This is a genomic window from Oceanobacillus timonensis (assembly GCF_900166635.1).
Lineage (GTDB): Bacteria > Bacillota > Bacilli > Bacillales > Amphibacillaceae > Oceanobacillus > Oceanobacillus timonensis.
Genome location: NZ_LT800497.1, coordinates 2,164,352 through 2,184,066, shown reverse-complemented (window position 1 = coordinate 2,184,066; position 19,715 = coordinate 2,164,352). Strand labels below are relative to the sequence as shown.

Here is a 19,715-nt window from a genome sequence, read left to right as displayed (position 1 = left end):
ACTTTTATAATATAGCATTTTATCGTTTATTTGTCAAGGACTGTATCCTTCTGTTTGAAACAACTATTGAATCATAGCACGGTTATTTATTATTGTCAATGGTTTTTGTGAAAATGTAATAGCCATATAGCGTGATTTCTAACTTTACATTTGGAGAATATACTAAAAAGGCTATTCTCACTCATAACATGAAAATAGCCTTTTTTAGTCATAACCACTGCTTATTTCTTCTGCTCTATTTCACCTTTGATAAAGGCTACAAATTGATCGAATTCCAATGTTTCTGTATCTTGTTCTCCGTAACGGCGGTAGTTTACGCTGCCGGATTCCATTTCTTTATCACCTAAAACGAGTGCAAATGGAACCTTTTGCGTCTGTGCTTCCCGTATTTTATAGCCCAGTTTTTCATCGCGGCTATCTAATTCTACACGGACACCTTCCAGACGTAATTTTTCTTCCACTTCTTTTGCATAATCCAGATGTGCCTGTAAAGATACTGGAATAATTTTAGCTTGTACAGGAGCAAGCCAGGTTGGAAAAGCACCTTTATATTCTTCAATCAGGAATGCAACAAAGCGTTCCATGGTAGACACCACACCACGGTGAATAACAACCGGACGATGCTCTTTACCATCTTCTCCGATATATGTTAAATCAAAACGTTCCGGTAAGTGGAAGTCCAATTGAACCGTAGATAATGTTTCATCTTTTCCTAATGCTGTTTTCACCTGTACGTCCAGCTTTGGACCATAGAAAGCAGCTTCTCCCTCTGCTTCTACATATTCCAGGTTCATATCTTCCATTGTTTCTTTCAACATCGCCTGTGCTTTATCCCACATGGCATCATTATCTACATATTTTTCTTTATCTTCTGGATCACGATAAGAAAGACGGAAATAATAGTCGTCAATCCCAAAATCTTTATAAACACGTTGAACAAGCTCAACAACGCGAATAAACTCTTCTTTTAACTGATCCGGACGAGCAAAAATATGTGCATCATTCAGCGTCATCGCACGCACACGCTGCAGGCCTGCAAGTGCCCCACTCATTTCATGACGATGCATGGTGCCTAGCTCTGCAATACGGACAGGCAGATTACGGTAGCTCCATAATTGGTTTTTGAAAACCATCATATGATGCGGGCAGTTCATTGGACGTAATACAAGCTCTTCGTTATCCATTTCCATAGTCGGGAACATATCCTCCTGATAATGATCCCAGTGTCCGCTTGTTTTATACAAATCTACATTACCAAGTACGGGTGTATACACATGGTCATAGCCTAAGCGTTCTTCGATATCCACAATATAACGTTCAATCGTACGGCGGATGGTAGCCCCTTTCGGCAGCCATAACGGCAGACCTTGTCCTACTTTTTGTGATACGGTAAAAATGCCCAGCTCTTTACCAAGCTTGCGGTGATCTCTTTCTTTACGCTCTTCTAAAATCTGCAGATATTCATCCAGCTGCGATTTTTTCTCAAATTCTGTTCCGTAAATACGTTGCAATTGTTTATTATTGCTGTCTCCACGCCAATAAGCGCCGGAAATACTTAATAACTTGAATGCTTTGATTTTACTTGTTGACGGAACATGCACTCCCCGGCACAAGTCAAAAAATTCTCCCTGCTCATAAATCGTTACCGTTTCGTCTTCCGGAATCGCATCCAGCAGTTCTAATTTAAGCTCATCGCCAATTTCTGCAAAACGTGCTTTTGCTTCATCACGAGAAACTTCTACACGTTTGATTTCTAAATTTTCATCTATGATTTTCTTCATTTCTTTCTCAATTTTCGGCAGGTCTTCCGGGGTTAAGGTATCTTCCATATCGATATCGTAATAAAAACCCTCTTCAATAACTGGACCAACGCCTAATTGCACATTCGGATATAAACGTTTCACAGCCTGTGCTAATAAATGGGCAGTAGAGTGACGTGCAATCTCCAGCCCTTCCTGGTTACGGTACGTAATAATTTCAATTTTTCCACCTTCGAAAAGCGGTCTGCGTAAATCAACAAGCTCTCCACCTAATTTAATGGCAAGTGCCTGTTTTTTTAATCCCGGGGAAATAGAAGCTGCGATATCTTCGCCCGTTGTTCCTTCCGGGAAGGACTTCTCCGCTCCATCTGGAAAAATAATTGTTAAATCAGCCATGTTCATCGAACTCCTTTATCAAATATAAAAAAACGCTCCATCTCTTTGCGTCATGCAAAGGGACGAGCGTTTATGCCGTGGTTCCACCCTAATTCCTGAAGATAAAAATATCCTCAGCTTCATTCATCCTTAACGCAGATGAAACGTTGCTGCCTACTTTTACATATTTCAGCAGCAATGCTCCAAGGTGGTAATTATTTCTTTACGAAAGGAAGCTTACAGCCTCAGGACTTCCCTCTCTAGGTACGTAAAATGAAAATAATCTTGTCCTCATCATTGCCATGTTGTATTCAAACTCTATTCGTATTATATTCCTTCTGCGTTTGAAAAGCAAGTCCAATTCATTATTCTCCCCGGGAAAGAATAGAGGCTCCTTTCGCTTCAAATAGTACCCTCTCTTGAAATATATTGATAATTGTCATGGTCTTTGGGTCAGCAGGATTATTTCCATACACCTTTATTTTTGCCGGTGCCATGGCAATAAGCGGACTTAAATTAAATTCATTATCATGCAAGCCGAGCACATACAAAGGCGCCTGGAACATCCACATGCGCAGCATATCTTTAGAAATGACCTCTCCTTTTTCATTGTAAAAAGTAAAATTTTCTCCCTGCTCGATATGAACCAAATCAACACAGGGCTCTTTTTTTTCAATATAATGGCGCAGCGTGTCCATAAATGCCTGGTGATCTTCTTCCCGCTTAAATTCCTCAATAGCCTTTCCAACGCATTCATGAATAAATGTTAAAAAGCTTGCCAGTCGAAAACGTAATATAGCACGAAAATGAATGCTCGTATGTTCTTTTAATTGCTGAAGAAAAATATGCTGCAGAAGTTTGGCAGTATCCACATGTTCTCTTAACGTTTGGTTATCTTCGTCTGTTTCAAATAAAATGCCCATAGAAAAATCATAAATGCGGTTAATCTCCTCCGGGTCAGAGAAATAATACTCCTCGGTAATTTCTCGAATAATGATGTCTGAAAGATGCTCTTCTATCAATACATTTGACATGACAGAGCTGATGACATGAATTAATTCTGCCTTTGTTCCATTACTTTCCAGTTGTAACCTGCTTCCCCAGGCGTTCGTTTGTTGATGTACGCTGATTTGTTTTCTATATGGAATCAACTGATTACAAAAAGCTTGAGCTTCCTTATCCGTTTCAAAATACACTTCCATCAATACATATCACCCTCATCCACTTGCAAACTGTTACAATTATATGGACAAGACTGTACAAACATGCTTAAACTAGTCAGACTAGCAGATTTGCTTTACCTAATATAAACACTCTACCTTTCGGATATTTATTGTTTTCTTTCTGGTAAGTATATGAAGAAACAAGGATTTTCACCGGAATCTATGGGTACTATGGGTAACAAATGGTGGATTAGCAGTTCAAACCCTAACCATGGATCGTTACTATCGAGAATAGCTTTCATGCATAGAAAAGAATGGTTACTGAGCCTTTTTACCATGCACCACGAAAATGAGTTCTATCTGATTGAACTTTTATTTGTTCAGTTATTTCAACCGTATAGAACACCCTACTAGCGGAGGCGGACCGTTTTAGCTCCTGAGGGGTCAGCACCATCTGCCATACACTTTACCTTCTTTTCTTTGTCAACTACTGTAAAGCCAAAAAAGATTCCCATTTATCACAATGGGAATCTTTTTTAGAAAAATGTTTCTTCTATTCATCTCTTCTATTTTTACCGGTCATCTCCACGACATTACTTACTTGTTTAATCCGTTCAATAATCCGGCCGGCTTTCACTTCTTCCACACCATTTCTAGTACTTGCTAATTCTTTTTCCAGCTCGTTTAAAGCAAAGTTGGAGGAGAAAAAGACCGGCAAGCCTTCCATCATGCGGTATTGCAGGACAGAACCTAATACCTCATCCCGGAACCACGCTGATTGTAATTCCGCTCCGATATCATCCAGCATTAAGACATCCGCTTTTTTAAAGAAATCGATTTTTTCATTGAACGAATCATCTTTAAAAGACCCTTTTATTTCCCGTACAAACTCCGGCATATAAATCAATGTCGAAGAATAATGATGTTTTTTCAGTTCGTTTGCTATGGCGCCTAACAGGTATGTCTTACCAACACCAAAAGAACCATGCAAATATAATCCTTTTTTCGGTAATGCTGTTTTGGCATCTTCTAAAAAGCTAATAATTGCACCGATAGCTGCAATTCTTGATTTATCCTGAATGACTTCCGACATTTTTGCTTCCAAAATTTCTTTTGGCATATACAGACTTTGTAATAATTGCTGCTGTGCGTCTTGTTCTTCTGCCTGGACACGCAAATGACATTTTTCATAGCTGATTCTGATTTCATTTTTATCCATACTCAATAAAGGAGAATACCCTTGAATCATATTTTGGCATTCTCCGTAAGAAGCACAACGGTCACACTGTTTCGATTGTGATTTATATTCATACAGCCGCATTAAATTTTTTTCAATATCGTGATCAGTCAATTCCGGATGTTCACGCAAAAACGATTGAATGGAGGGATCACTCAGAATTTCTTTTTTAATTCTAGTGTAATTGGTTTTGAAATTCTCATTTTTGTCCATCCAAGCTTTTAATTCTGATTGTATCGGTTTCACCAATCAACCCTCCTTTATATGTGTGAACTTTTCTTTCCATTTCTTCGTTGAAACTTAGCTTTCATTTAAATATTTCTGCAGCTTAGCTTCAATCTCCTGTTGCTCTTTTTCACTAACATCTACATCCACTGCCGTTTTGGATGATTTCTTTTTCCGATTATTGAACCAGTCAGGAACAACTTCTTTTTTATAGTTATTGTTATAATTATTCGTTTTCCGAGGTTTATTTTTGGCAACTTTATATTTTTCCTGTTCCCGTTTAGCAAAATTCATGGCCTCTTTTGCTGTTTTTAATCCAACTCTGGACCAATGACCGGCAATAGTTTCCATGTAGGCTTTTGACAGCTTCATATTTGATTGCAGCAGTACGTAGTGTATAAGTACATTCATGACCGGAGCAGGCAAACCTTGTTTTGTCATTACTTCACGAACCACTTTGATATCTTGTTCGGAAGCACGATTTCCATCTGACAAATCCTCTAATAGTTGTTTTGGAGAAATTGTCTCCAGCTCATGAATTAACTGCTCTTCTTTTGTAGCAGGTTTTTTCACTTCAGGCTGCACATCGGACGTTGCCATTTTGTCATTTAGACGAATCGTCTGTCCATTATTACGGGATACAAACATATCATGACAAGCTGACTTAAATTCTTCCTCATTCAACTGATTATCCTCATCCAACGCCCAGAAAAGTGCTTTTTCTATTTCCGCACTTTCTGCATCATATAAAGTCTTCATCTGATAAATAAGTCTTTTATTTGCAGGATGAAGCACATTTTCAACTGGAATAAACCGCTGGCGGAGTGATTGTTCAATCCAGGAAAAATCCATTAAATCAGACTCTGTGCGTTGATTATCATATTCTATATTATTATTTAGAGTAGCAGTTTTAGGAGGCGTCACTGTATCAAACACGTCATTAAAATCTGCTGTCACTTCTTCCCCATAAGGATAGCTGTCCTTGACATAACGTGCATAAAGGGCATTGTATTTCTGTTCCCCGATATGATGCAGTAACAATTGGGACAACATTGCTTCTCTCAGAAACTGGTCGGGAGAAAAAGGACGTTGTATACGATACGTATAATAGTCTCTGCTTTCTTCCCGCCGTTTATAAGTCTTCAATAATCCGATAGCTTCCAATTTTATCCGCGCACGGTAAATATCATCCAGCGTCAGGTTCAAATAAGTCATTAATGTATGATGCGTCTGAATCTGTCGGGTATGATCCACCTCATAAAATAACGTATAATATAAAGAAATTGCCTGAATCCCAATTAAAGGCTGGTAAAAATGTGTCAAAGAAGCATTGAAATCAATGGAGGGCTGTTCATCCATCACAACTTCGTACCCGTCAACAGGAAGAATTTTTCCGATTGCATTCATTCTAATCCATCCTTTTCGCTGTTATTCTTCCTCTGTTTGTTTATCTGTCTTAATAATTTCTTTCAGCTCGTCCAAAAACACAGTGATATCCTTGAATTGGCGGTATACCGAAGCGAACCTGACATAAGATACTTCGTCCACTTCTGCCAGTCTTTCCATTACCATCTCGCCCACTGTATGACTGGATACTTCGGAATTTCCTGCATTCCGTAAATTCTTTTCCACTTCTAACGCAATATTTTCTATCGTATCTACCGCTACCGGACGTTTTTCGCAAGCTCTGATAATTCCTCTTGTCAATTTTTCCCGTGAAAATTCCTGGCGCATGCCATCTTTCTTTACTACAATAAGCGGCACTTCTTCAATCCGTTCAAAAGTGGTAAAACGAAATCCGCACCTTTCACATTCCCTGCGTCTGCGTATGGCTGCTCCTTCTTCTATGGGGCGGGAATCTAACACTTTCGTATTTTTGTTGTTACAATTGGAACAACGCATTTCGTTCACTCCTATCTCAATGACCTTCTATCTCTGGTAACTGTTCATTTATATACCGATATATTTTCTTGATTACCTTATCACTGTAACCAAAATCGACGCGGACAGCAGTTTCTGTGGTTACGGAAAAATCAAGTGCCGTATGATATGGCCGAACCATAATGACTGTAGCTATAATCAAAACCTTTTTCCCGCGCTTACTGATTGCACTTATCTCTCCATGCTGTTCCGAACGGGCATGAATGGAGAAATCAGGGTCCGCATTGAAATACGCCTCCAGTTCCTCCAAAACCGCATGCTTTTTTGCTTTATAATACCTGGTTTTTAAATCTTTATCTATATGATAATCGCTTGTTTCTGCATGATTATTAAAAAAACGTTTCACTTTATCTCCCAAGGGCATATACAAACACATCCTGGTTGTATCATTTTAGGTAAATCCAAAAAAACTCGATAATTCACTTCTATCTATCTTATTTTAACATGATTTGCGTATTTAAACTATTAGTGAATGTTAAAAGGCTATAAAAAAAGGATGGTTGCTTCAGTGAAATGCCATTTTCTTTCATTTTATGTAACAGAAAAAATTCAAAAAGATAATAGGAGAAAGAGCCTGTGCGGGAGCATTCTCTTGCACAGGCTCTTTCTCCTATATTATGATGTTAAGCTTACATTTTGCTCTAATCTGAAGCCAACATAACTAACTAAATCTACAACGCGTTTGGAATAACCCCATTCATTATCATACCAGGCAATAATTTTTAACTTATTATTATCCATCACGATGGTTGAAAGCCCGTCTATGATTGCTGAATAAGTGCTTGTCGTATAATCAATGGAAACTAACGGTTCATCTGAATATTGAATAATGCCACGCATCCTTCCCTCTGCGGCCTGTTTGAAGATGGCGTTTACCTCTTCCTCTGTCACGTCTTCTTCAATATCAATCACCAAGTCTACCAAAGATACATTTGGTGTCGGCACACGTAGTGCCATTCCGTGCAATTTTCCTTTGAGACCGGGCATGACTTCAGCAAGTGCCTTCGCAGCACCAGTCGTTGTCGGAATAATGGATTGGGTACAGCTTCTCGCCCGGCGCAGGTCTTTATGCGGATTATCAATATTCTTTTGATCGTTTGTAAATGCGTGTACGGTCGTCATTAAGCCGTTCTTTATGGTAAAGTGATCATCAATAACTTTGACCACAGGAGCTAAACAATTTGTCGTACAGGATGCATTCGAGATGACATCATCTGCATCTGGGTTATAATCATGTTCGTTAACACCGATGACAATGGTCTTGTCAACTTCTTTCCCTGGAGCGGTAATCACTACTTTTTTCGCTCCTGCCTGCAAGTGACGCCCCGCGGCCTCTTTTGTCTTAAATTTACCGGTTGCCTCAACAACAATATCAATCCCTAAATCTTTCCAAGGTAATTTTTCAGGTTCTCTGGAATTGACTAAAAGAATTTCTTTCCCATTAACAATCAATTTATCCGGTAACGCTTCCACATTACCTTGAAAAGGACCATGGACACTATCGTATTTAATAAGATGAGCCAGCGTTTCCGATGGGTAACTTGCATTAATAGCTACAACGTCTAAATGATCCTCTTCCATCGCTTGACGAAAAACCATTCTGCCAATTCGACCAAAACCTGTTATTGCAATACGCGTCTTCTCCATAAGCACTTTATTCCTCCCAATAATGTTATACTTTTTATCTTTTGTTGTAATTAGTATAACACATATGCAAGAAAGTGTGTCATGAAATATAAAAAATGTTTCCTACTTATTTTAGCCAAAAAACACCATCCTCCCTTCAATAAGATCCGATGGTGTTTCTGCTGTTTATTCGATTACTTCCCACTTTTTTAGTAAATTGGTTAATTGTGCCCTGCTTTTTTCTACCGTGTCATTATTATTAATCACTTCATCAGCAATCCGGGCTTTTTCTTCTAAAGGCATTTGCGATGCAATCCGGTCCATTGCATCATGTTCACTTAACTGATTCCTTTCCATTAACCGTTTTAATTGTGTTTTTTCATCTACGAACACGACTAATGTTTTATCAGCCAGGAAAGTCAGTTGACTTTCAAATAACAGAGGGATATCCAATACAATGCATTTTTCTCCCTGCTGCATATAGTCTTCTTTTTTCTTTAACATTCGCTTGCGGACAGCCGGATGAACAATTTGGTTCAATTGCTCCCTTTTCTCTTCATTCGAAAAAACAATGGAACCGAGTTTCGGACGATCAATCGCCCTATCTGGCTTTAAGATATCTTCACCAAATACATCGACGATCTGTTGATAGGAAGTTTCACCAGGTTCCACTACTTCTCTTGCTATCACATCCGCATCAATGACGGGAATATCTAAAGCATGAAACATTCTTGAAATGGTACTTTTTCCGCTTGCGATGCCTCCGGTCAATCCAATCACTAAGCTCATATATCATTCACCTTTTGTGGCTGGCAATGAGGGCATACATGCGTCCCTCGTCCGCCAACCTTCATTTTTATAATTTCTTCACCACATGTTTTACACGGTTTTCTATCTTGGCCATACACATATAAAACCTGTTGAAACATTCCCATATTCCCCTGACTGTCGACATAACTGCGAATCGTTGTACCACCGGCCTTCACCGCTTCCTGCAGCGTTTCAATGGCGGCGTAACGGATTGCTTCTGCATCTTTTTCAGTCAGCTCATTGCATTTGGTCAGAGGATGAACCCCGGAACGGAATAACGTTTCATCCACATAGATATTTCCTAGCCCCGTGACCAGATGTTGATCCAAAAGCGCTGTTTTAATAAACCGCGATGATTTTTTTAACTTCTGGTAAAAATATTCCGTCGTAAAAGTATCTTCAAAGGGTTCAGGACCAAGCGTTCTCAAAGGAGCTTGAGTAAATTCAGTCCCTTTTGTTAACAGGTGCATGGTTCCAAACTTGCGAACATCGTTATAGTGCAATGCTTCTCCACCTGTTAAATAAAAAATAACATGCGTATGTTTATCCTTCGCTTCATCCGGTTGTTGCAAATGATATTTCCCTTCCATCCTTAGATGGGACACTAGGACATAATCATCAAAATAAAAGAGCAGGAACTTCCCCTTCCTTTTTATTTCTTGAAAGGTTTGTCCCTCCAGTAAATGCTTAAAAATGGCTGCATCATCCGGCTGCTTTATCATATTTGCCCAATAAACATCTACTTTTTCGATCGTTTTCCCCTGGACAAGTAATTTCAAGGTTTCTTTTATTGTTTCTACTTCTGGTAATTCCGGCATTTCTTCTTCCCCTTACTTTGCGTCAAACCAGCTCTCGCCATAAGAATAATCCACTTTCAATGGAACGGAAATATCCACTGTTTTTTCCATCATTTCGGGAACAATATTCTTTAACGTTTCGATTTCGTTCTCCGGTGCTTCTAAAATCAATTCATCATGGACTTGTAATAAAAGCTTGGCCTGCAGTTTTTCTTGTTTCATGCGGTGGTCCAAATCAATCATTGCTTTTTTAATAATATCAGCCGCGCTGCCCTGAATCGGAGTGTTCATAGCCGTTCTTTCTGCAAAACTGCGCACATTGAAGTTCCGGCTCGTGATATCCGGCAAATAACGGCGGCGATTCATTAATGTGGATACATACCCTTTTTGTTTTGCTTCTACAACGATGTCATCCATGTATTCTTTCACATTTGGATAGCTGTTGAAATATCGTTCTATAAATTGCTTGGCTTCTTTTCGAGTAATCCCTAAGTTTTGAGACAGCCCATAATCACTTATACCATATACAATCCCAAAGTTCACAGCTTTCGCTTGGCGGCGCATATTGGAAGTAACCTCATCTCTCTCCACATGAAATACATCCATTGCCGTTTGTGTATGAATGTCTAAATCATTTTTAAATGCCGTCTTCAATTTCTCATCGTCCGCAATATGCGCAAGCACCCGCAGTTCGATTTGCGAATAGTCGGCAGCAAACATTTTCCAGCCTTGTTGCGATGGAACGAAAGCTTGGCGGATTTTTCTTCCTTCTTCCAGGCGGATAGGAATATTTTGCAGATTCGGATCAACAGAACTTAAACGGCCGGTTTGTGTTAACGCCTGATTAAAGCGCGTATGAATTTTATGGGTATCCGCATGGACAACCTTTTGCAATCCTTCAATATAGGTTGATTGCAATTTTCCTAACTGGCGGTACAGCAGTAATTTCGGAATAATTTCATGCTGATCGGCAAGTTGTTCCAATACATCTGCTGCCGTAGAATAGCCCGTCTTTGTTTTCTTGATAACAGGAAGTCCCAAATCTTCAAATAACACAGGGCCAAGCTGTTTTGGTGAATTGAGGTTAAATTCTTTACCCGCCAATTCATATACTTCTTTTTCCAGCTTGTCCAATCTTTTCTTTAAATCGTCTCCCATTTCTTTTAGGCGCTCCACATCAACTAAAACACCTTGGTGCTCCATTTCAGCAAGAATCAGCGCAAGCGGCATTTCTAAATGCTTTAATAAATCCGCCTGTTCATTCGCTTCTAATTCCTTTTCCATCCCGGGGTACAGGGCGAGCAGCGTGTCGGTTTTCCGGACTACATGCTCACTGAGAACCGCTTCTTCCGGCACTTTTTGTTTTGCACCTTTTCCGTATACCTCTTCGTCAAAAGACACATCGTATGTTCCTTTTCTGCTTGCAATACCCGGAATATCATGATTATTTTCCGCAGGATTAATTAAATAAGAAGCAAGCAAAGCATCAAAGACAATTCCTTCTATTTGAATACCGTGACGTAATAAAGCAACTTTTGTCCGTTTCGCATCAAAGACAATCTTCTTTTTCCCGGGGTCTTCCGCCCATTTTTGGAAAACAGGGGATTCCGCCGCCACAGAAACAGGAATAAAGCTTTTTTTATTGCCATTAACAACGCCAATTCCTTCAATTGGTTCTGTATGGTAATTTTCACCCAACATTTCTACAACAAGGGCATTTTCTTTGGAAAATAGTGTTTCTGTTACTTCTTCCACGATGGTATAATCTATTTCCTGATATTCTGTTTGCTCTTCTTCTGTTTCTTCTGTTCCGGAAATACGAGTCAACAGCGATTGAAAACCTAAGTCCATAAACATATTACGAACAGAAGCTGTGGAGTAGCCTTCATAAATAGCATCCTCCAAGCCGACTGTAATAGGCGAGTCCCGATCAATGGTTGCTAATTTCTTACTCATGAGCGCATCATCATGATAGGTTGTTAAATTTTCCTTTAACTTTTTACCACTGACCTCATCTAAGTGTTCATACACTTTCTCTAATGTATGAAATTGTGTTAACAGCTTGGTTGCTGTTTTTTCACCAATCCCTGGCACACCGGGGATATTATCTGAACTGTCTCCCATCAGCCCTTTTAAATCCGTAATCTGTTCCGGTGTTACTTGCATCTTCTCCAACAAATAAGATGGTGTATATTTTTCAATGTCACTGATTCCTTTTTTGGTTACACGAACAGTCACCTGATCCGATACAAGCTGCAGTAAATCTTTATCACCAGAAATAACAGTTATGTCCCATTCCTTATTATCGGCCTGTTTCGATAATGTACCGATAATGTCATCTGCTTCATATTGATCCAGCTGATAATGCTTAATACCAAATGCATCGAGCAGTTCTTTCAGGACAGGAAATTGTTCGGAAAGTTCCGGAGGCGTTTTTTGACGGCCCCCTTTATATTCTTTATACGTTTCATGGCGGAATGTTGTTTTTCCTGCATCAAAAGCAACAAGCATATGTGTCGGCTTCTCTTCTTCTAAAATTCGCAGTAGTATGGTAGTAAAACCATAGACGCCATTGGTATAGACGCCTTTTTCATTATTTAACAGCGGCAACGCAAAAAAAGCGCGATAGATAATACTGTTACCATCGATTAAGATGAGCTTTTTGGTCATAATCCCGTCTCCTTTATCTTTCATCGCTAAATGTAATCTTATTTTATCATGTTTGGAGAAAACTGCATAATACGTGTATGTAGGTTATCCTTTATAGAACGATCCTATTACGGCTGTTTTCACATCCAATTAGCCATTTAAAAAGCCACCACCGGGGCCGGTGATGACTTAAGCTGTCGGAATATATACGTGAACAGCTGTTCCTTTGTCCACTTCACTTTCTAAAACAATTTCACCTTGATGCACCTCTACAATATGTTTCACGATAGCGAGGCCAAGGCCGGTTCCTCCTGTATTTCTGCTTCTGTCCTTATCCACTCTGTAAAAACGTTCAAACACTCTTGAAGTTGCTTTTTGATCAATACCAATGCCTGTATCCTCAATTAGAATATGAACACGCTCTTGTTCATCAGACAGGCTTAAATGAATATTTCCTCCAGAAGGTGTATAGTTAATCGCATTATCTACAAGATTAATAACAACCTGCTTCAATTTTTCAGAATCTGCATACACATCTGTATCTGAAGAAATGGATGTTGTGAAATGCAAATCTTTTTGTGCTGCTTTTTGTTCTAACGACGGCAAAACTTCATCTATCATTTGTTTTGCATTAAAATTCGCTTTTTCTAATTGAAAGTCCTCTCTTTCCAAACGGGAAAGTTCTAGCAAATCTTCTATCAGCAATTGCAATCGATGGCTTTCCTTATAAATAATCTCAATAAATTCTTCTGCTGCTTGTTCATCATGCTGTTTCTCCTTTAATGTTTCCGCAAATCCACGTATGGACGTAATGGGTGTACGCAGCTCATGAGAAACATTCGCAACAAAATCTTTACGCATTTTTTCTAACCGCTTCAATTCCGTTATATCATAAATAACCAATACAGCGCCCTTAATCATATTATGCTCATTAAAAACAGGTGCTGCAATCACTTCCATGTAGTTTTTGGTCAATCCGCGCTCATTTTTAAACTGTTCTTTCACAGGCTGTTCATACAGAAATGTTTTTTGGACCGCATCGTGCAAGGCTTCATTTTCAAATACTTCATAATATAAATGGCCGCGATACTGCTTATCTTCTCCATGAAACATTTCCAAGAAACCGCGATTCACCAGATGAACATATCCTTTTTCATCAATCAGCGCGAGTCCATTCTTCATGTTATCAATAATAGAAGTCATCTGCTCCGCCTGCATTTGTTCCTGAATCGTAATTTCATTCATGTTCCGCGCCAATTTATTGATATTTTTGCTTAACTGCTCCATTTCTTTACTATTACTATTATTAAAACGGGCAGAATAATTTCCTTTGATCATTTCATTTACCGTTCTGGAAGCTTTGCTAAGCGGCCTTGCGTATTTATTATAAAACTGCATAAATATAATAGATATCACTAAAAATTCCACTAATAAAATAGCTGCGATAATAATCCAGTTTCCCTGAGCTTGTACCATTAACCATCCTGATACTACCAGGACAACCGTGATACCAAGAATATTGGGAAACAATGACTTTGAAAATAATATTTGCATTTAAACCGGCTCCTCTAATTTATAACCTAATCCACGAACTGTTTTGATATATACAGGTTTTTTTGAATCGGGTTCAATTTTATCCCGCAGATGGCTTACATGAACATCCACAATTCTTGTATCTCCAACAAAATCATAATCCCATACACTGCTGAGCAGTTGGTCTCTGGAAATAACTTTTCCTTTATGTTTAGCCAAATAATACAGCAGTTCAAACTCTTTTCGTGTAAACGTAATTAATTCTTCTTTTATTTCTGCTTCATAGCGCTCCGGGTAAATGGTTAAATCCTTTATGCGGAGTGCCTGAAAGTAGTCACCTTCCGGACGTTGTGATCTTCTGATGATTGCCTTCACACGGGCAATTACTTCTTTTGGACTGAACGGTTTGGTTAAATAATCATCCGCCCCGAGCTCCAGTCCAAGAATCTTATCAATTTCTTCATCTTTTGCGGTAAGCATTAAAATCGGCGTCTCCGTATCATTCTTTCTGAGCTTCCTGCATACTTCTATCCCATCTAATTTCGGAAGCATTAAATCTAAAATAATCAATTCATAACGGTTAGCCGAAGCTTTCTCATAGGCCTCTTCTCCATCGTATGCTACATCTGTCGTAAATCCGGCATTTTCAATATTATATTTAAGTAACGTTACAATGGATTGTTCATCATCTACAATTAGAATTTGTTTACCCATCTGGAAAATCCCCCCTTAATTAATATATACGTTCCTGCTGATTAAAAATCCTTCTTAAAACCAGATTTTCTATAGAAGCGGAACACGAATTTGTCTTTATATCATCTTTATTTTCTTTATTCTACCATTATTTACCCGGATAGCCTATTCCATAATGGAATGTTAATAAAATTTAACAAAATAAACAAATCGAAATAAACATTAAAAATCCTGAAGCAAGGATGTGCTGCAGGATTTTTGTGTGAGGGAGTTTTCTTTACATTTTTCCTACTAATGTTCTCGGCTGCTTATAAAACAGAAGAAACACAATAATAAGGCTTAATATAAAAGATGGAATCATATAAGATGAATTATAAATTAACGAATAGAACCAGGCCGGCTGTCCTTCTACCGCTGAGCCGAAGAAAATCGTTCCAGCAATATAATGGCAAATAAAGCGAGCCGCTGATCCCAGGAGTACGCCAATTAGAATATAGACAAAAGATTTTTTTATCTGCTTCTTTTTCATATTTTCAATAACTTGCTTTGAAAATACGCCGGCCAGTCCGACAACGGTAAAAGCTAGTCCATACTCAATAATCCCTTGTACCGGATGTAAAATGTAAGCCGTACCTGTTGCCACCTGTAGCACTCCCCAGAGGAATCCTGATAATAAACCGCCTTTTAAACCCCAGCGGAAAGCAACGATAAAGACAGGAATCATCGCAAAAGAAACAGACCCTCCTTGAGGCCAAAGCTTAAACCCTAATGGTAAAATATCCAGTAACAAGGCAAGTGCCGTAAAAATAGCTACTTCAACTAAAAATAGCGTTTTATTTTTCAATTATTTCTCCCCCATTTACGTAGAGCAATTATTTTTAGACAACAAAAAAGTAATGCCAAGGGGAGTCTTCTTGATGGTGATATTCTTAAAAGAACTTACGCTCTATAGAACATCTAAACTCCGCTCACACATTACTTTTATCCATCAAAAAGTCCACAATCCCTGCGCCAGTACTAACTGACAGGTTCGAAGGGTCAGAACATCAACATGTCCACTCTCAGCCAAAGGCTCCCCTTGCAGGCTTTTTTATTCACTTTTTTGTATAAATGTAGTATAAATCACTTTTAGACAATTCGCAATAGCAGCGATTCCTTTTCGATATTTTTGTTTAACTCTAAAAATCCCTGGACTTCTTGTTTTCATAGCTCCACGAAATTTTCTCAAAAACCAGGTTTTGTCAAATTCACTTGGAGCTGCTTCTCCGTAAGCTTCTTTACAGTGTTTGCCCTATATCTCCCTGTCAGCTTCATGGACAAATTACTGATAAGAAGGCCGAAATACTTTATCCCGGAAAAATAGCCTGTTATAGAAAATGAATTCTATGACAGGCAAGATTTTTATTTCTTTCTTTTGTTCTTATTCTCTTTCTTTTTCTCTTTCGCCATATTTGCTTTTTTTCTTCTCAGCCAAGCATTCAGAACGGTTACAATGGTGAATATGGCAGATACTACTTGTTCGATCAGGGTACTATCGATAAGCATTGGTGACTTACCTAATAGCACAAGAACTTGGTTTGCTGCGGCAATCATCACGGCAATTATACTAATCAACGTACCTTTGTCCACTTTTCTCTTCCTCCTTTACAACCCTATATATTTATATTTCAAAAGCAACATTCCAGGAACGGCTTCAATCTTTATATGTTTTATAAAACAACAATCCGGGTAAGGTATATATGTATTTCAATTATTTTTAATTAAATATACTTGACTTTCATTATTTATTATTTTACACTTGGTAACAGAAAGTAAGTAACTAATTATTTAGGAGGATGTCTACATGGCAAAAGTAAACTGGAATTTAGACACAGCGCATAGTGAAGTAGGATTTTCTGTAAAACATATGATGATTTCAAAAGCAAAAGGAACGTTCGACAGTTTTGATGCAAAAATAAATGCAGATGCAGCGGATTTAACAGATGCAGATATTGAATTAACCATTGATGTGGCAAGCATCAACACTCGTAATAACGATCGTGATGACCACCTTCGTTCTGCTGATTTCTTTGATGTTGAAAACTATCCAAAAATCACTTTTCAGGCAACAGATATTGAAAAATCCGGCAACGAATATAAAGTAACTGGTAATTTAACAATAAAAGAAACAACAAAACCTGTTACGTTGGATGTTGAATTTGAAGGACAAAGTAAAGATCCAATGAGCGGCAGCATGGTTGCAGGATTTAGCGGTTCTACTAGTATTAACCGTAAAGAATTTGGCTTAACTTGGAATGCTTCTCTTGAAACTGGCGGCGTTCTTGTTGGCGAAGATGTAAAAATTAACTTCGAATTGGAATTACAAAAACCTGAATAATTAGGGTCATTCCTATTTTCAATCATAAAAAGCCTTGATTTTACGATAAACAGTAAAATCAAGGCTTTTTTGCTTGAAAAAGAGAAGCATCATTACTTGTATAAACAGCAATAGTTACCGCTCCTCCGTCAGCAGATGCTTGAATAAGTACAGGCTGATTATATTTATTTCGAAAAGCAAAATCAGGTCCCCACCAGCTTACCGTAGCATCTCTTCCTTTTGGTACATACGGAACCTCTCTGCTGTGTGCATAGCGTTCGGTTACTTCAATCCCTTGAAGGTCCACCGCATTAAACAGGGTCGAGGATACCTGACAAATCCCGCCGCCAATATCTTCACTGAATTCTCCTTTTACAATAACCGGCGCCGGAAGATATCCTCTTTCACGTGTCCGTTCACCCACCACTTCATTAAAAGAAAAATACTCACCCGGGAAGATAATCGTATTGTTAATCGCCTCTGCTGAAAGTTCAATGTTCCGTGTTCTTTCTTTATTACTTGCTCTGAACCTTGTGGTGAAACGATTTAATTCTTTCTCTTTTATTTCTTTTAAAAGGGCTTCGTTCACACGTGCTGGAATCGTCTGCTTCGGTACTTGCTGCCGCTGATCCATGCCCTGGTAGTACGCTTCATTAATCAACGAGTGAAATTGCGTAACATCCAGCACAAAACCTGGTTTTTCTTTTATAATCTTTCCTTCCTTATCCATATAAGCATTTTCCGGCTCTTTATAGACCAGTTTTTGCATATCCCTGGTTAAATTTTGCATTTGACTCCAGTCCAATAACGCTTCGTCCATTTCAAATACATAGGCTTTTAAATCAATCAGCCAGGAGTCTTCCTCTTCATCATACAGTTCTAATACTGCAGCGTGTACGGTTTGAGGTAATAGGAGAAAGAGAAACATACAAGATAATAAAAAATAACGCATGATGCCACACCCCTTTAGCATTAGTATGCTGGGAATGCTTTATTTCTATACAGCAGAGAAAGTCAATTATTCCCTTTTGACAGTACGAAAAAATGCCGGGGAAGCTGCTTCCCCGGCATTTTTTAAAACTTATCTAAAGTCCCTGTTATCTTCTAAATATTCACTTGCTACACGGTAACCGACTAGGGCTGTCAGAGCAAGCAAAACGTAACAAAATATATTTTTCATATCTCTTACCTCCTGTGGAGTAGTTTATCAAATACTATTTCCATGATGATGTCATTCGGATTTAGAATGGACGGAATTTACCTTTTTTAAGTACTGTTTTGGCACCGCCTACTAAGAATAAGGAACGGTCATCAACCACTTTTTTCATTGCTGCCGCTGCTTTACCGCTTAGTTTTTTACCATCAAGTACGTTACCGATACCATCTGATATACCAAGAGAAGCCACTGTCCCTTTATTAGAATAAACAAAGTCAGTAACTACTTCATCACGGATTAATGCAACAATATTATCCGCAGCTTTTGCCCCTTCTTGTACAGCTAATTGGCCGGTTGGAGGGAATGGTTTGCCCGTTTCCGGATCCATTGTCCAAGAGCAATCTCCGAGAACGAAAACACTTTCTTCCCCTTCCGGACGTAAATCTAATCCAACATTTACTTTTCCTTTGAATAATTCAAATCCGGATTCAGCTAAGACAGGAGTGCCCATTACGCCGCCAGTCCATACAATGGTTCCAGCTTTAATCAGCTCATGATCATCGCCGACAACGAAGCCTTCTTCTGTACATTCTTTAATTGCAGTGCCGATACGGAATTCAACACCACGGTTTTCTAAAGATTGTTTCCCGTAAGCAACTAAATCTTCGTCAAACATAGGTAAAATAGATGGCATCGCTTCTACGTTAATAATTTTTGCTTTGCTTCGATCAATATCATATTTTTTACATAGCTCAGGAATCTTGTCCGCAAGCTCACCGACAAATTCAATACCTGTGAAACCGCCACCGCCGACAACAACAGTAAGCTGCTCATCGTGTTTTTCTTCACTTGAAGAATATTGTGCGAATTGGTATTCGATATGTTCAGCGATTAATCGGCTTGAATCAATATCTGTGATAGCATACGCATTTTCTTCCATACCAGGAATGCCAAATGAGTTGGATACAAATCCAAGCGCAAATACTAGGTAGTCATAAGAAACTTCACTATTTTCCAATACCACACGCTTATCTTCCCGCTTTACCTCTGTAACGTTGTCATAGATTAAGCGTACCCGCTTCGGGTTAACAACGTCTGTCAGCATAAAACGCGCCTGGTTCGGAGTAATTGTTCCCGCTGCTACTTCATGTAACCATGTACTTTCATAATGATAATTATGTTTGTTGATTAAAACAATTTCCGCTTCTTCAGCAGAGAGCTGTTGTGTTAAACGTCTTGTTGCCACTAATCCAGCATAGCCGGCACCAAGCACAACTACTTTTGGTTTACTCATAATTCATCTTCCATCCTTTCTATACTTCCATAAATAAAATGTAATGTAATTTCGAACTATCACGATTAATAGTTGCTGCATCTATTATAATATCAAATTT

17 protein-coding genes, 1 riboswitch and 1 other annotated feature are annotated in these 19,715 nt (G+C 38.7%); of the genes, 1 reads left to right on the top strand and 16 read right to left on the bottom strand.

Annotated features, from left to right (window positions below; all coding sequences use genetic code 11):
- Positions 1–221: 221 nt before the first annotated feature.
- The 14 genes from thrS to B7E05_RS10545 all read right to left on the bottom strand — a co-directional run bounded on the left by thrS (position 222) and on the right by B7E05_RS10545 (position 16,438).
- On the bottom strand, positions 222–2,156 hold the full coding sequence (gene thrS / locus B7E05_RS10610; RefSeq protein ID WP_080874169.1) for a threonine--tRNA ligase: 1,935 nt from the start codon (positions 2,154–2,156) through the stop codon (positions 222–224).
- A 55-nt stretch (positions 2,157–2,211) separates the two neighbouring features.
- Positions 2,212–2,442: a binding site (T-box leader), on the bottom strand.
- A 58-nt stretch (positions 2,443–2,500) separates the two neighbouring features.
- The gene (gene ytxC, locus B7E05_RS10605; RefSeq protein WP_080874168.1) at positions 2,501–3,337 is read right to left on the bottom strand and encodes a sporulation protein YtxC; all 837 of its coding nucleotides are present in this window, start codon (positions 3,335–3,337) and stop codon (positions 2,501–2,503) included.
- Between the two features lie 514 nt (positions 3,338–3,851).
- Positions 3,852–4,781 (bottom strand): primosomal protein DnaI, encoded by a 930-nt coding sequence (gene dnaI / locus B7E05_RS10600; protein WP_080874167.1) that lies wholly within the window; start codon positions 4,779–4,781, stop codon positions 3,852–3,854.
- 54 nt (positions 4,782–4,835) lie between these two features.
- Entirely contained in the window at positions 4,836–6,167 is a 1,332-nt protein-coding gene (locus tag B7E05_RS10595; protein ID WP_080874166.1) for a replication initiation and membrane attachment family protein, read from the bottom strand.
- 21 nt (positions 6,168–6,188) lie between these two features.
- Positions 6,189–6,662 carry a transcriptional regulator NrdR gene (gene nrdR / locus B7E05_RS10590; RefSeq protein WP_080874165.1) on the bottom strand — a complete coding sequence of 158 codons (474 nt, stop codon included), beginning with the start codon at positions 6,660–6,662 and terminating at the stop codon, positions 6,189–6,191.
- 16 nt (positions 6,663–6,678) lie between these two features.
- Positions 6,679–7,065: a cytosolic protein gene (locus B7E05_RS10585; protein WP_080874164.1), complete on the bottom strand. Its 387-nt coding sequence runs from the start codon at positions 7,063–7,065 to the stop codon at positions 6,679–6,681.
- 251 nt (positions 7,066–7,316) lie between these two features.
- Positions 7,317–8,348 (bottom strand): glyceraldehyde-3-phosphate dehydrogenase, encoded by a 1,032-nt coding sequence (locus tag B7E05_RS10580; RefSeq protein ID WP_080876279.1) that lies wholly within the window; start codon positions 8,346–8,348, stop codon positions 7,317–7,319.
- Positions 8,349–8,513: 165 nt separating this feature from the next.
- Positions 8,514–9,116, bottom strand: a complete 603-nt coding sequence (gene coaE, locus B7E05_RS10575) for a dephospho-CoA kinase (protein ID WP_080874163.1) — start codon at positions 9,114–9,116, stop codon at positions 8,514–8,516.
- Entirely contained in the window at positions 9,113–9,955 is an 843-nt protein-coding gene (gene mutM / locus B7E05_RS10570) for a DNA-formamidopyrimidine glycosylase (protein ID WP_080874162.1), read from the bottom strand. The genes coaE and mutM overlap by 4 nt, the downstream gene beginning before the upstream one ends.
- Before the next feature lie 12 nt (positions 9,956–9,967).
- Positions 9,968–12,604 carry a DNA polymerase I gene (gene polA, locus B7E05_RS10565; RefSeq protein ID WP_080874161.1) on the bottom strand — a complete coding sequence of 879 codons (2,637 nt, stop codon included), beginning with the start codon at positions 12,602–12,604 and terminating at the stop codon, positions 9,968–9,970.
- Positions 12,605–12,772: 168 nt separating this feature from the next.
- Complete coding sequence (pnpS, locus tag B7E05_RS10560) at positions 12,773–14,137, bottom strand: two-component system histidine kinase PnpS (RefSeq protein ID WP_080874160.1); 1,365 nt, start codon at positions 14,135–14,137, stop codon at positions 12,773–12,775.
- Positions 14,138–14,830 (bottom strand): response regulator transcription factor, encoded by a 693-nt coding sequence (locus tag B7E05_RS10555; RefSeq protein ID WP_080874159.1) that lies wholly within the window; start codon positions 14,828–14,830, stop codon positions 14,138–14,140.
- Positions 14,831–15,086: 256 nt separating this feature from the next.
- On the bottom strand, positions 15,087–15,653 hold the full coding sequence (gene thiT, locus B7E05_RS10550) for an energy-coupled thiamine transporter ThiT (RefSeq protein ID WP_080874158.1): 567 nt from the start codon (positions 15,651–15,653) through the stop codon (positions 15,087–15,089).
- A 141-nt stretch (positions 15,654–15,794) separates the two neighbouring features.
- Positions 15,795–15,898: riboswitch (TPP riboswitch) on the bottom strand.
- 312 nt (positions 15,899–16,210) lie between these two features.
- The gene (locus B7E05_RS10545; RefSeq protein WP_080874157.1) at positions 16,211–16,438 is read right to left on the bottom strand and encodes a phage holin; all 228 of its coding nucleotides are present in this window, start codon (positions 16,436–16,438) and stop codon (positions 16,211–16,213) included.
- 214 nt (positions 16,439–16,652) lie between these two features.
- Here B7E05_RS10545 and B7E05_RS10540 point away from each other — a divergent pair, with 214 nt between their 5' ends.
- Entirely contained in the window at positions 16,653–17,186 is a 534-nt protein-coding gene (locus B7E05_RS10540) for a YceI family protein (protein WP_080874156.1), read from the top strand.
- Between the two features lie 58 nt (positions 17,187–17,244).
- Here the strand turns inward: B7E05_RS10540 and B7E05_RS10535 are convergent, their stop codons facing one another.
- Positions 17,245–18,117 carry a VanW family protein gene (locus tag B7E05_RS10535; RefSeq protein WP_080874155.1) on the bottom strand — a complete coding sequence of 291 codons (873 nt, stop codon included), beginning with the start codon at positions 18,115–18,117 and terminating at the stop codon, positions 17,245–17,247.
- A gap of 289 nt (positions 18,118–18,406) precedes the next feature.
- Entirely contained in the window at positions 18,407–19,615 is a 1,209-nt protein-coding gene (locus tag B7E05_RS10530) for an NAD(P)/FAD-dependent oxidoreductase (protein ID WP_080874154.1), read from the bottom strand.
- Positions 19,616–19,715 lie beyond the last annotated feature (100 nt).